Source organism: Streptomyces niveiscabiei (genome assembly GCF_033794345.1).
GTDB lineage: Bacteria > Actinomycetota > Actinomycetes > Streptomycetales > Streptomycetaceae > Streptomyces > Streptomyces niveiscabiei.
Genome location: NZ_JARAYJ010000004.1, coordinates 273,804 through 287,204, shown reverse-complemented (window position 1 = coordinate 287,204; position 13,401 = coordinate 273,804). Strand labels below are relative to the sequence as shown.

The following is a 13,401-nucleotide window of genomic DNA, read 5'->3' as shown; positions in this document are numbered from 1 at the left end:
TGTGGGAGCGAGCGGGACAGATCGGTGTCCGTCGTTCCTGGGGGAGTACGGAAGGGGCGTCTTCACCCATCCCGCGCGTATGCCACAGGCGTCGTTGCCCACAGCGCTTACGGCTCATGCCCCGTGGTCACGCATCCGAAACCAGCGAGTAACGGCTATTTATACGGTCCCTCGCATACCTAGCAGCCCCCTTATCCTACGGCCGTACCGAACAGAGTGCCCAGGACGTACGTCACACCCGCCGCCGCGCCTCCCAGCGCCAACTGCCGCAGCCCGCTGTACCACCAGGTCCGCGCGGTCACGCGCGCGACGACCGCCCCGCACAGGAAGAGCCCCAGCAGCGCCACCAGCACGGCCGGCCACAGCGCGCTCGCCCCCAGCAGGTACGGCAGCACCGGCAGCAGCGCGCCCATCGCGAACGCCCCGAACGACGAGACGGCGGCGACCAGCGGCGAGGGCAGGTCCGAGGGGTCGATCCCCAGCTCCTCGCGCGCGTGGATCTCCAGCGCCATCTCGGGGTCGCGCGACAGCTGCCGGGCGACCTCCTTGGCGAGCGGCGCGTCCACGCCCCGCGCCTCGTACAGCGCGGCCAGCTCGGCCTCCTCGTCCGCCGGGTGCCTGCGCAGTTGCGCGCGCTCCACGTCCAGCTCCGCCTCCACCAGCTCCCGCTGCGAGGCGACGGAGGTGTACTCGCCGGCCGCCATCGAGAAGGCGCCCGCCGCGAGGCCCGCGAGTCCGGTGAGGACGACGGCCTGGTGCCCCAGGTCGCCGCCCGCGACGCCGGTCATCAGCGCGAGGTTGGACACCAGCCCGTCCATCGCCCCGAACACCGCCGGCCTGAGCCAGCCGCCGTTGACGTCACGGTGGGTGTGGTTGTCGCGGTGCGCCTCGTGCAGCGGCGCCTCGACGTCGATGAGAGCCATGTTCTTTCCATCCCGGGCAAGCTAAGCCAAAGCTAACTTTGGACAAGTTCTAATTCTCTACAGCACCGAGACTATGTCGATGATTCCCCGCCCGCCAGCAAGGAAAGGCTGGGCTAACCTGCGGTTTTACCGCCAGACGCTCATTAGTTGTGGGTCCCGCTCAAAAGTCGTCCGGGTGACAAAAGGGGCTTCCAGGCTGAGGTCAACCGCCAATGGTGGGACAGATCTGATCACTGACCCGCCCCTCTCCCCCGGAGGTTCACGTATGGCATCCATCGCAGCGCTGCGTGAACGAGCGAGAGGCGCCCTGCTCGGCCTCGCCGTGGGCGACGCCCTCGGCGCCCCGGCGGAGAACATGAAGCCCTCCGAGATCCGCGCCCGCTGGGGCCGCATCACCGGGTACGTCACCGACACCCCCGCCGGCACCGACGACACCGAGTACGCGATCCTCTCCGGCCTCCTCCTCGCCCGCCACGGCTCCGCCCTCACCCCCGCCCACGTCGAATCCGCCTGGCACGCCTGGATCGCCGACCGCGACGAAGGCCCCTTCCGAGGCGCCGGCTTCAGCGAACGCGGCACCCTCGAGAACCTCCGCCGCGGCCTCACCGCCCCCGTCACCGCCCAGCACCGCCACGCCTGGAGCGACGGCCTCGCGATGCGCGCGGCCGTCTTCGGCGTCTTCGCGGCAGGCCGCCCGGCGGAAGCGGCCCGCCTCGCCGCGATCGACGGCTCGGTGAGCCACGAGGGCGAAGGCATCTACGGCGGCCAGGCGGTAGCCGCAGGCGTGGCCACCGCCATGACCGGCGCACCCCCCATCACCGTCATCGCCTCCGCCCTGGCCGTCATCCCCGACGACTCCTGGACCGCCCGCTCCCTCCGCCGCGCAGTAGCCCACGCCCACCAAGGCGAACGCGCCATCCGCACCGCCGTCATCATCCCCGGCTACCCCTGGACCGACCTGGCCCCCGAGGCCGTGGCCCTCTCCTTCGGCGCCTACGCCTACGCCAACGCCGACTTCGAGTCCTCAGTCCTCACGGCGGTGAACATGGGCAGAGACGCGGACACGACAGCAGCAGTCGCAGGCGCCCTCTCCGGAGCAACCCAGGGCGCCTCAGCCATCCCTCCGACCTGGGCCAAGGCCATCGGCCCCGCAAAAGGCTCCTGCCTCCCCGAAATGGCCGGCCACCACGTCCTCGACGTAGCCGAACTCCTCATCCAGACGGAGAGCACGAAGTGGACCCCGACAAGAGCGGACTACGCGCTGGCGGCGGAGGGCGGGGAGGAGAGGTGAGGCGAGGGGGGCGACGGGGGGCAGGGGGAACCGACGAGGAGATCAGGACACGTACGTGACACCAAGGAAGAACAGCGCATCGCACCCGCTGTACGACAGAACCACCCCCCACAGAGGCCCCCACCCCAACCCGCAAGCCGCCGACGAAGCGCACCCCCCACAGGAAAATCCCGCACCCGACAACGCAACCCGCACGGGTGGTGCGGGCGGGAAACACCAGGCCGATGGCGAAGCCAAGGCCCGGCGTCCAGTCACCGGCATGCTCCTCGGCCTGGCCACCGGCGACGCCACCGGCTGGCCCTCCGCCCGCCACAGAGCAACCCGCATGCCCGACTGGACCCGCCGCCTCACCCGCGAACTGGACACCTTCGCGGAACAGAACGCCACCACCACCCTCCCCGTCCCCATCGCCCTGAACCAGCCCCCGGCCCCCCTCCACCTGGGCCCCTCGGACGACGCGGAATGGGCAGCCCTGACCGCCCAGACCCTCCTGCGCACCACGGACCCCACCACCCTGAACGACCTGAGCAGGGACCACCGCACAAGAACGGCGATCGACCTGACCTGGACGTCCCTCGCGGCAGAGGTGGCCGCCGCGACGACAAGGGCCCCGGAGATCGAATCAGCGGTACTCCCCCTCCGCGCCCGCATCTCGGTGAGAGCCGGCCTGACGAACCTCGCAGCGGGCCTACGCCCCCCGGCGACGGGCCACGACAACCCGCACTACTTCGACGACGCGGCCTGCGTAAGGGCCTGTGTCCTGGCCACGACCCACCCGGGAGACCCGGAACGAGCAGCGGACCTCGCGGAGTTCGACGCCCGCTACACCCAGGACGGCGACGGAGTGCACGGCGCGAGGGCCATGGCGGCGGCGATCTCCTTGGCCCTGACCGGCGAACCGATCGAAACCTGCGTACAGGCGGCCCTGGCCCAACTCCCCCCGGAGACAGAGATCGGCAGAAACGCCCGCCACGCCCTGCACCTGGCGGAGACGACGGACTCGGCGTTCGCCCTGATCCCGTTGCTGGAGCACCAGATCGTGGACCACGTCTACAGCTACGGCATCGCGGCGGCGGAGACGGTCCCGGTGACCCTCGCGATCTCCCTCGCCGCGCACGGCCGTATCGCCGAGGCGATCCCCGCGGCGACCTGCCTCTCCAGGGTCGCCGACTCCACCCCGGCCCTCACCGGCGCCCTGACCGGCGCGATCGGCGGCGCGGCGGCGATCCCCGACACCTGGCGCACCACCTCCCGCACGCTCTCCGGCTGCACCCTCCCCCGCCTCACCGGCACCGACCTCCTGGAACTCGCCGAACTCCTGGAAGCCGCACAACCGCCCACAACAGGAGCATGATTCACCTCATGCCAGACAAAACCCCCCAAACATCCCTGGAGGACCGCATCACCGCCGCCCTGGTCGGCGCGGCGGTGGGCGACGCGCTCGGCGGCCCCGTGGAGGGCTACTCCCCCGCCCAGATCCTCGCCCGCCACGGCGGCAGAGTCACCGGCATCGTGGGCCCCTGGAACGGCGACGACTGGCGCACGGCCCGCCCGATCGCCCCGTACCACAAGGGGAACGGCCACATCACGGACGACACCCTGATGACGCACGCGCTGATCAGGGTCTACGCGAAGGTCCGCGACCACCTCGACGCGTACGCGATCGCCGACCACCTGGTCCCGGACCTGATGACAACCCCCCGCTGGATCCCGGAACTGGAAGCGGAGACCCTCCTCCTGCACCGCCTCTTCCTCGCGGAGAAGTGGCTCGCCACCCGCCTCCACTACGCCCACGCCGACCCCCGGGAAGCCGGCGTGGGCAACATCGTCAACTGCGGCGCCGCGATGTACATGGCCCCGGTCGGCCTGATCAACGCGGCCAACCCCAAAGCCGCGTACGCCGAGGCCCTGGACATCGCGGGCGCCCACCAGTCCTCGTACGGCCGCGAGGCGGCGGGAGTCTTCGCGGCGGCGGTATCGGCGGCGTGCACCCCCGACGCGACCCCCACCTCGGTCGTCACCACCTGCCTGGCCCTGGCGAAGGACGGCACGAGAACGGCGATCGAGAAGGTGGCGGAGACGGCGACCCACCACACGGACCCGGAATCAGCCCTGGCCCCCCTACGGGAAGCCATCGCCCCCTACGACACGGTGGGCCCCGACTACCGCGCCCCCTCCCTGAACGCCCGCCGCCCCTCCCGCCTCCACGCGATCGAGGAACTCCCCATCGCCCTGGCCATGTTGCTGATCACGGACGGCGCCTACGAGCCGGCGGTCCTGGGCGCCGTCAACTACGGCAGAGACTGCGACTCGATCGCGACGATGACAGGAGCCCTGGCCGGAGCGCTGGGCTCGGCACCCCCGAGCGACTGGTCCGACGAGGTGGCAGCGGCGAGCAAGTTGAACCTCTGGGAGCCGGCAGAAACCCTCGCGGAGGTGACGAGGGAAGTCTTCGTCAAGGATGTAGAACGCCGCAGAACACACGAGTCGGCCTTCACCACGCTGGGAGCGCACCTGTGCTCCGCCTGACCTGGCTCCAGCCGGAGGACCTCCTGGGCCACGAACTCCGCCAGGCGAGGGAAGACGGCAGAGAAGCGAGCGACATCGCAACCCGCTGGCACCGAGCGGGCGGCAGAGAGGCCCCCGAAAGAGCGGGCGCCTCCCCCACCCAACCACCGCCCCACCTAAGCGACTTGGCGACCACGCTCCTGACGGAACTGGCAGCCCGGCCGAGCAGGTTGGCAACAGCGGAACCGACGGACTGGCTCGCGATCCGAGACGCAACCGCCACTCGACAAACCACCCTCATCCCCACCCACCTCAGGGGCGCGGGGAACTGCGCGACAAGCCACGACGATCCCGCACCCGCCCACTCAGCTCTCGCCCCTACGGCGAACCGCACCTTCGAATCCGCCTGGCTAGGCAGAGCCGTCGGCTGTCTCCTCGGCAAACCCGTCGAGAAACTCCCCCTCCACGCCATCCGGGCCCTCGCGAAATCCACCGGCAACTGGCCCCTGAACACCTACTTCACGGCGAAGGGCGTCCCCGACTCCCTGCTGGCCGAGCACCCTTGGAACCGCCGCTCGGCCACGACCTCCCTCGCCGAGAACATCGACGGCATGCCGGAGGACGACGACCTGAACTACCCCCTCCTGAACCTGCTCCTCCTCCAGCGCCACGGCAGAGACTTCACGACGGAGGACGTGGCGAGACTCTGGCTGGACGAACTCCCGGCGGGCCGGACGTTCACGGCGGAGCGGATCGCGTACCGCAACCTCCTCACCGGCATCGACCCGCCGAGGACGGCCCACCACAACAACCCGTTCAGGGAGTGGATCGGCGCGCTGATCCGCGCGGACGTCCACGGCTGGACGAACCCGGGAAACCCGGGCGCGGCGGCAGAACAGGCGTACAGGGACGCGACGTTGACGCACACGGCGAACGGCGTCTACGCGGCGATGTTCATCGCGGCGACGATCGCGACGGCAACGGCACGCACGCACGACATCCACACCTGCCTCGCCAGAGCCCTGGACCTGATCCCCTCAACCTCCCGCCTGCACAAGGCAGTCACGGAGGCGATCCAACTGGCCCGGACGGAACGGGACTTCGACAGAGTCGTGGACGAACTGCACGCCACCCACGGCCACTACCACTGGGTCCACGCGATCCCGAACACCGCACTGATCGCAGCCGCCCTGACCCACGCGGACGGTGACTTCACGGCGTCCATCTGCCGCACGGTATCGGGAGGTTGGGACACGGACTCCAACGGCGCGACAGCGGGCGGCATCGCGGCCCTCCTCACCGGCCCGCCCCCGCCCCACTGGACGGCGCCGCTCAAGAACCGCCTGTCCACGACGATCGCCGACTTCGACGGCACCGGCTTCGACACCCTCGCCCACCTCACGCACGTGGAGGCAGCCCGCCCATGACCCACATCGTCGTACTGGGCAGCACGAACATGGACCTGGTCACGTACGTGGACCACCCCCCACGCCCCGGCGAGACGGTGACGGGCCGTGACCTGCGCACCACCCCCGGCGGGAAGGGCGCGAACCAGGCCATCGCGGCGTCGAGAGCGGGCGCGACGGTCTCGATGATCGGCGCGGTGGGAACGGACGCCCACGGCCCGCGCCTGCGCACCGCGCTGGACACGGCGGGCGTGAACACGGACCACATCCGCACGATGGACACGCCGTCCGGCACGGCCCACATCGTCGTGGACGCGGACGGCGGCAGCGCGATCGTCGTGATCCCGGGCGCGAACGGCACGGTGGACCATCTGGCCCCCGGCGACGAGACGTTGATCGCGTCGGCGGACACGCTGCTGCTCCAGCTGGAGATCCCGCTCCCGGCGGTGATCGCGGGAGCACGGGCGGCGCGGGCCCACGGCGTCCGCACGGTCCTCACCCCGTCCCCGGCCCGCCCCCTCCCGCCCGAACTCCTCGCGAACACCGACCTGTTGGTGGCGGGCGAGTACGAGGCGATCACCCTCACCGACCGCACGGACCCGGTGGAGGCGGCCCGCCACCTCCTCACGCACGTCCCGGAGGTGATCGTCACGCTGGGCGCGGCAGGAGTCCTGTACGTCTCCCGAGAGGCCGACCCCCTCGCGGTCCCGACCCCGCCGACGACCCCCGTCGACTCAACTGCCGCCGGAGACACCTTCGTCGGCGCCCTGGCGACAGCCCTCGGCGAGGAACGCCCCCTGCCCGAGTCCCTCCGCTGGGCGACGGCGGCGGCGTCCCTGTCGGTGGAACGCCCGGGCGCGTCCGCGTCGATGCCGTACCGCCAGGAGATCGAGGAGCGCTACACCTCATGACAGCAACTCCCTTGCGGGGCCTGCGGGTCCTGGATCTGGCCACCCTGTTCGCGGGCCCGCTCGCCGCCACCCTGCTGGGTGACTTCGGCGCGGAGGTGATCAAGGTCGAGCACCCGGCGAAGCCGGACCCGTCCCGGGGCCACGGCCCGTCGAAGAACGGCGTCGGCCTGTGGTGGAAGGTCCTGGGCCGGGGCAAGCGCACGATGACCCTGAACCTCTCGACGCCGGGCGGCCGTTCCACGCTCCTGCGCCTCGCGGAGACCGCGGACGTGATCATCGAGAACTTCCGCCCGGGCACCCTGGAGCGGTGGGACCTCGGCTGGGACGAACTCCACGCCGTGAACCCCCGGTTGATCCTCACGCGCGTCACCGCGTTCGGCCAGTTCGGCCCCGCCTCGCACCGCCCCGGCTTCGGCACCCTCGCGGAGGCGCTGAGCGGTTTCGCCGCCGTCACCGGCGAGCCGGACGGACCTCCGACGCTCCCGCCGTTCGGCCTCGCCGACTCCATCGCGGGCCTGGCGACGGCGTACGCGGTCATGACGGCCCTGTCCGCCCGCGACCTCACCGGCGAGGGCCAGGTCGTCGACATGGCGATCATCGAGCCGATCCTCACGGTCCTGGGCCCGCAGCCGACCTGGTACGACCAGCTCGGCCACGTCCAGCAGCGCACCGGCAACCGCTCCGCGAACAACGCCCCCCGCAACACGTACCGCACGGCCGACGGCACCTGGGTCGCCGTCTCCACCTCCGCGCAGTCCGTCGCCGAACGTGTGATGCGCCTGGTCGGCCGCCCCGACCTCATCACCGAGCCCTGGTTCGCGACGGGCGCCGGACGCGCCGCGCACGCCGACGTGCTGGACGAGGCGGTGGCCCAGTGGATCGCGGCCCGCCCCCGCGACGAGGTCCTCCCGGCCTTCGAGAAGGCAGAGGCCGCTGTCGCCCCGGTCCAGGACGTCCGCGACGTGGTCCACGATCCCCAGTACGAGGCCCTGGGCACCCTGACCCGCGTCGACGACCCCGACCTCGGCCCGCTCCTCATGCAGAACGTCCTCTTCCGCCTCTCCGCCACCCCCGGCGCGATCCGCTGGACCGGCCGCGCGCACGGCGCCGACACGGACGAGATCCTCCGCGAACTCGGCCTGACCGCCCAGGAGTCGGCCACCCTCCGCGAACAGGGCGCCGTATGAGAAAGTTCCCCCTGACCTGGCTCTACGTCCCCGGCGACCGCCCCGAGGTGGTCACCAAGGCCCTCGCCGCAGGCGCCGACGTGGTGATCATCGACCTGGAGGACGCGGTCTCCCCCGACCGCAAGGACTACGCCCGGGCGGCGACAGCGGAACGCCTCTCGGACCCCCACGCCCACCGGATCCACGTCCGCGTGAACGCCCCGGACACCCCCTGGTCCCGCGCCGACCTCGCGGCCCTCTCCCCCCTCCCCGGCGTCTCGGCCCTGCGCCTCCCGAAGGTCACCACCCCCCGGGACATCACGGCGACGACCGGCCTCCTGTCCCGCGAGATCCCCCTGTACGCCCTCCTCGAATCAGCCCTGGCGATCGAGAACGCGTACGCCATCGCCACCGCGCACCCCGCCCTGGCGGGTCTGGCCCTGGGCGAGGCCGACCTGAAGGCGGACCTGAACACCACCTCGGACGCGTCCCTCGCCTACCCCCGCTCCCGCACGATCCTCGCCGCCCGGGCCGCCGCCCTCCCGCCCCCGCCCCAGTCGGTCCACACCAACACCCGCGATCTCACCGCCCTGGCCGCCACCAGCGCGGCAGGCCGGGCCCTGGGCTTCCTAGGCAGAGCGGCCATCCACCCCCGCCAGCTCCCGGTCATCGAGCGGGCCTACCTCCCCACGGAGGAGGAGATCGAGAAGGCGGAGTCGATCGTCAAGGCGGCCGAGGCGAACGAGGGAGCCCAAGCCCTCCCGGACGGCACCTTCATCGACAGGGCGATCCTGGAGGCGGCCCACAGAACCCTGTCCCTGATCACACGCTGACATCCACGACGACTAAGGGCGCCCAGGAAACCCTGGGCGCCCTCACCGTCGTGGACCCGGCTAGCTCTTCTTGCTCGCCGACCCGCTCTCGGCGTCAGCCTTCTTGCCCTCGTCGGCCTTGCCCTCGTCAGCCTTGTCGTCCTCGGCCTTCTCGGACTCCGCCTCACCAGAAGCCGCGGCCTCCGCCTTCTCCTCCAGCGCCCCCGGCTCGACGATCTCTTCCCGGCCGGGCCTCTTCTTCGCGGAGATCACCAGGTACACGACCGCCAGCAGGAAGACCAGCAGCGCGGTCCAGTTGTTGAGACGCAGCCCCAGGACGTGGTGCGCGTCGTCGACGCGGAGGTACTCGGTCCAGAACCGCCCGACGCAGTACGCGGCGACGTAGAGGGCGAACGCCCGCCCGTGCCCGAGCGTGAACCGCCGGTCCGCCCAGATGACGAGGAAGGCGACGCCGACGCACCAGAGGGACTCGTACAGGAACGTCGGGTGGTAGTACCCGGGAACACGGCCGTCCGCCGAGGACGTGATGTGCAGGGCCCAGGGAAGGTCGGTGGCCTTGCCGTACAGCTCCTGGTTGAACCAGTTGCCCCAGCGCCCGATCGCCTGCGCGAGCGCGATCCCCGGCGCCACCGCGTCCGCGTACGCCGGCATGGGGATCCCCCGCCGCCGGCACCCGATCCACGCCCCGAGCGCCCCGAGCGCGATGGCCCCCCAGATCCCGAGGCCGCCCTCCCAGACCTTGAAGGCGTCGACCCAGTCCCGGCCCTCGCTGAAGTACAGCTCGTAGTCGGTGATGACGTGGTACAGCCGCCCCCCGACGAGCCCGAACGGCACCGCCCAGACGGCGATGTCGGCGATGGTCCCGGCCCGGCCGCCCCGAGCGACCCACCGCTTGTTGCCGAGCCAGACCGCGACGAAGACGCCGACGATGATGCAGAACGCGTAGCCGCGCAGCGGAATGGGTCCGAGGTGGATGACCCCGCGCGACGGGCTGGGAATGTAGGCAAGTTCCATGGCAGGGTCGACGCTACCCTGCCGGACCGGACCCACGACGGGCGGCCCGGCAACGGCTGCATAACGGGCGGGTCAAACACGGGGGAACGCCTGTCGATCCCCTGTCGGCGGGCGCCTCACCCCTTGTCCGCGTCCTCCACCATCTGCTTCAGCTTCGCCGGCGTCATCGACTGGTCCTGGTAGATGTTCTTCCCGTTGAACAACACGGTCGGCGTCCCCCCGAACCCGCCATTGCTGAACGCGGCGGCGGACTTCTTCACCCACGCGTTGTGCGTCCCCTTCTCCACGCACGCCCGGAAGGCGGGCGTGTCGAGCCCGTCGACCTTCCCGGCCAGCTCGATGAGCTTCGCCTCCTTCGCGTACGCGTCGTCGGTCTCCTGCGGCTGGTTGTCGTACAGCACGTCGTGGTACGCGGGGAACTTGCCGACGTCCTGCGCGCAGGCCGCCGCGTTGGCCGCCTTGCGGGAGCCGCTGCCGCGCAGGTTCCCGTCGATGAGGGTGGCCAGGTGGTACTCGACCTTGAGCTTCCCCGCGCCGGTCAGCTCATGGATCACCGAGCGGTACGCCGTCTCGAAGGACTTGCAGGCCGGGCACCGGAAGTCCTCCCACACGGTCAGCGTCGACCTGGCGCTCTCCTTGCCGACGGGGATGGCCAGCGCGTCCTTGCCGTTGGCCCCGGACGGCGCGACGACCGGACCCTCGGCGGCCCCGCCGTCCTTGCCCGCGTTCGCCGCGACGACCCCGATGCCCGCCGCGACCCCCAGCACGGCCACGACGCTCGCCCCGACGATCAGCACCTTGCGCCGCTTCTCCGCGGCCTTCTGCTTCTCACGCTCGACCGCCAGCCGCTCCCGCGCCGACAGCTTTCCCACTCGATTCTTCTCGCTCACACCCCGCAAACGAACAGGGGAGACGCATTGCGCCTCCCCTGTCCCAGGACCACTCGATCGAGTGACCGATTCACCCGTTACGCCCGAACAAAAGCCGCAGACACGGCCTTACCGGACGCTCCGGGCACTACGCCGACCGGCGCACACCCTTCGCCAGGTCCGCCGCCAGCTCCCGCACGGCCTCGACCCCGGCCGCCGCGTCCGGCGCGTCCAGCATCCGCTTCACGAACGCCGACCCGACGATCACGCCGTCCGCGAAGGCGGCCACCTCGGCGGCCTGCGCGGCGTTGGACACCCCGAGCCCGACGCAGACCGGCAGGTCGTCCCGGGTCGCCCGGGTCCGCTCGACCAGGTCCTGCGCCTGCGCGCCGACCGACTCGCGCGTACCGGTCACGCCCATCAGCGAAGCGGCGTACACGAACCCGCTGCCCGCCGCCGTGATCTCCGCGAGGCGCGCGTCCTTGCTGCTCGGCGCGACGACGAAGACCGTCGCGAGCCCGTGCTTGGCCGCGTGCTCCCGCCACAGCCCGGCCTCCTGGACGGGCAGGTCGGGCAGGATGCAGCCCGCGCCGCCCGCCTCGGCCAGCTCGGCGGTGAACCGCTCGACGCCGTAGCGGTCGATGGGGTTCCAGTACGTCATCACCAGCACCGGCTTGCCGGTCGCCTCGTGCGCCTCGCGGACCGTCCGCATGACGTCCGCGATCCGCACGCCCCCGCGCAGGGCGATGTCGTCGGCGGTCTGGATGACCGGCCCGTCGAGCACCGGGTCGCTGTGCGGGAGCCCGACCTCGACGACGTCCGCGCCGCCGTCGAAGACGGCCTTGATCGCCTCGATGCCGCCGTCCACGGTCGGGAAACCGGCCGGGAGGTAGGCGATCAGCGCGGACCGGTTCTCGGCCTTCGCGGCGGCGAGGGTGTCGCTCAACAGCTGGATGTTGCCGCTCACTTCGAGTCCCCCTCGGTGTCGTACAGGCCGAAGTAACGGGCCGCCGTGTCCATGTCCTTGTCGCCGCGCCCGGACAGGTTGACGACGATCAGGCCGTCCTCGCCCAGCTCCCGGCCGACCTCCAGCGCGCCCGCGAGGGCGTGCGCGGACTCGATCGCCGGGATGATCCCCTCGGTGCGCGACAGGAGGCGCAGGGCCTGCATCGCCGCGTCGTCGGTGACCGCGCGGTACTCGCCGCGCCCGCTGTCCTTGAGGTACGCGTGCTCCGGGCCGATGCCGGGGTAGTCGAGCCCCGCCGAGATCGAGTACGGCTCGGTGATCTGTCCCTCGTCGTCCTGGAGGACGTACGACCGGGAGCCGTGCAGGATGCCGGGCTCACCGGCCGTCAGGGTCGCCGCGTGCTCACCCGTCTCAACGCCGTGCCCCGCCGGTTCACAGCCGATGAGGCGTACGTCCGTGTCGGGGATGAACGCGTGGAACAGGCCGATGGCGTTGGAGCCGCCGCCGACGCAGGCGATCGCCGCGTCCGGGAGGCGGCCCGCGCGCTCCAGGATCTGACGGCGGGCCTCGACGCCGATCACGCGGTGGAAGTCGCGGACCATCGCCGGGAACGGGTGCGGGCCCGCGACCGTGCCGAACAGGTAGTGCGTGCGGTCGACGTTGGCGACCCAGTCGCGGAACGCCTCGTTGATCGCGTCCTTCAGCGTGCGGCTGCCGGACTTCACGGCGATGACCTCGGCGCCGAGCATGCGCATGCGCGCGACGTTCAGCGCCTGGCGCTGGGTGTCGATCTCGCCCATGTAGATCGTGCAGTCGAGGCCGAACAGCGCGCACGCGGTGGCCGTCGCGACGCCGTGCTGGCCCGCGCCGGTCTCCGCGATGACCCTGGTCTTGCCCATGCGCTTGGTGAGCAGGGCCTGACCCAGGACGTTGTTGATCTTGTGGGAGCCGGTGTGGTTGAGGTCCTCGCGCTTGAGGAACATCCGCGCGCCGCCCGCGTGCCGCGCGAAGCGGGGCACCTCGGTGAGGGAGCTGGGGCGGCCGGTGTAGTTGACCAGCAGATCGTCGAGTTCGCGGGCGAACTCCGGGTCGTGCTTGGCCTTGTCGTATTCGACGGCGACCTCGTCCACGGCGGCGACGAGAGCCTCCGGGATGAACTTGCCGCCGAAGTCGCCGAAGTAGCCCTCGGCGCTGGGGACCTGACCCTCGGGGTCGGGAATGAAGAACTCGCTGGACATGCGAAAACCTCACGGTGAGTCGGATGGGAGAAGCATCAATTCGCCGTGGGGTACGGGGACTTACGACACGCAGGCCCCCGCGCCCCTGAGATTGGGGCGGCGCTGCCATCGCATGCCGTTCACCTGACCGGGTTCGTCCCCGATGACGTACCGCACCCTCCGGCCGTGCACCTTGCGCGCGGGCGCGCGGCAGCCCCGGGGGCGGCAGCCGCGCGCGAGGCGTGCGTGCCGTTCCTGGGAGGCCGGAGTGGGAGTCATCGTCGTCAGCCTAACGG

The 13,401-nt window shown here is 71.3% G+C and carries 13 protein-coding genes; 7 read left to right on the top strand and 6 right to left on the bottom strand.

Annotated elements, in window-relative coordinates:
• Positions 1-191 precede the first annotated feature (191 nt).
• Complete coding sequence (locus PV682_RS07620; RefSeq protein ID WP_319725369.1) at positions 192-923, bottom strand: VIT1/CCC1 transporter family protein; 732 nt, start codon at positions 921-923, stop codon at positions 192-194.
• A 265-nt stretch (positions 924-1,188) separates the two neighbouring features.
• Here PV682_RS07620 and PV682_RS07615 point away from each other — a divergent pair, with 265 nt between their 5' ends.
• The 7 genes from PV682_RS07615 (at position 1,189) to PV682_RS07585 (ending at position 9,038) form a co-directional block, all read left to right on the top strand.
• Positions 1,189-2,214, top strand: coding sequence for an ADP-ribosylglycohydrolase family protein (locus tag PV682_RS07615; RefSeq protein WP_319725366.1), 1,026 nt, complete (start codon positions 1,189-1,191; stop codon positions 2,212-2,214).
• Positions 2,215-2,302: 88 nt separating this feature from the next.
• The gene (locus tag PV682_RS07610; protein ID WP_319725610.1) at positions 2,303-3,568 is read left to right on the top strand and encodes an ADP-ribosylglycohydrolase family protein; all 1,266 of its coding nucleotides are present in this window, start codon (positions 2,303-2,305) and stop codon (positions 3,566-3,568) included.
• Between the two features lie 8 nt (positions 3,569-3,576).
• A complete protein-coding gene (locus tag PV682_RS07605) occupies positions 3,577-4,743 on the top strand; it encodes an ADP-ribosylglycohydrolase family protein (protein ID WP_319725364.1) in 1,167 nt (388 codons plus the stop codon).
• The gene (locus PV682_RS07600) at positions 4,731-6,149 is read left to right on the top strand and encodes an ADP-ribosylglycohydrolase family protein (protein ID WP_319725362.1); all 1,419 of its coding nucleotides are present in this window, start codon (positions 4,731-4,733) and stop codon (positions 6,147-6,149) included. The genes PV682_RS07605 and PV682_RS07600 overlap by 13 nt, the downstream gene beginning before the upstream one ends.
• Positions 6,146-7,039, top strand: a complete 894-nt coding sequence (locus PV682_RS07595) for a ribokinase (RefSeq protein WP_319725360.1) — start codon at positions 6,146-6,148, stop codon at positions 7,037-7,039. Before PV682_RS07600 ends, PV682_RS07595 begins: the two co-directional genes overlap by 4 nt.
• A complete protein-coding gene (locus PV682_RS07590) occupies positions 7,036-8,226 on the top strand; it encodes a CaiB/BaiF CoA transferase family protein (RefSeq protein ID WP_319725358.1) in 1,191 nt (396 codons plus the stop codon). Before PV682_RS07595 ends, PV682_RS07590 begins: the two co-directional genes overlap by 4 nt.
• Positions 8,223-9,038, top strand: a complete 816-nt coding sequence (locus PV682_RS07585) for an HpcH/HpaI aldolase/citrate lyase family protein (protein ID WP_319725356.1) — start codon at positions 8,223-8,225, stop codon at positions 9,036-9,038. The genes PV682_RS07590 and PV682_RS07585 overlap by 4 nt, the downstream gene beginning before the upstream one ends.
• A gap of 60 nt (positions 9,039-9,098) precedes the next feature.
• On the opposite strand, the gene lgt is transcribed toward PV682_RS07585, so the two are convergent.
• The 5 genes from lgt to trpM all read right to left on the bottom strand — a co-directional run bounded on the left by lgt (position 9,099) and on the right by trpM (position 13,384).
• Positions 9,099-10,052: a prolipoprotein diacylglyceryl transferase gene (lgt, locus tag PV682_RS07580; RefSeq protein WP_319725354.1), complete on the bottom strand. Its 954-nt coding sequence runs from the start codon at positions 10,050-10,052 to the stop codon at positions 9,099-9,101.
• A gap of 116 nt (positions 10,053-10,168) precedes the next feature.
• On the bottom strand, positions 10,169-10,942 hold the full coding sequence (locus PV682_RS07575) for a DsbA family protein (RefSeq protein ID WP_319725352.1): 774 nt from the start codon (positions 10,940-10,942) through the stop codon (positions 10,169-10,171).
• 127 nt (positions 10,943-11,069) lie between these two features.
• Entirely contained in the window at positions 11,070-11,888 is an 819-nt protein-coding gene (trpA, locus tag PV682_RS07570) for a tryptophan synthase subunit alpha (RefSeq protein ID WP_319725350.1), read from the bottom strand.
• Complete coding sequence (gene trpB, locus PV682_RS07565; protein ID WP_319725347.1) at positions 11,885-13,126, bottom strand: tryptophan synthase subunit beta; 1,242 nt, start codon at positions 13,124-13,126, stop codon at positions 11,885-11,887. The genes trpA and trpB overlap by 4 nt, the downstream gene beginning before the upstream one ends.
• 60 nt (positions 13,127-13,186) lie before the next feature.
• The gene (trpM, locus tag PV682_RS07560) at positions 13,187-13,384 is read right to left on the bottom strand and encodes a tryptophan biosynthesis modulator TrpM (RefSeq protein WP_319725345.1); all 198 of its coding nucleotides are present in this window, start codon (positions 13,382-13,384) and stop codon (positions 13,187-13,189) included.
• Positions 13,385-13,401: the final 17 nt, after the last annotated feature.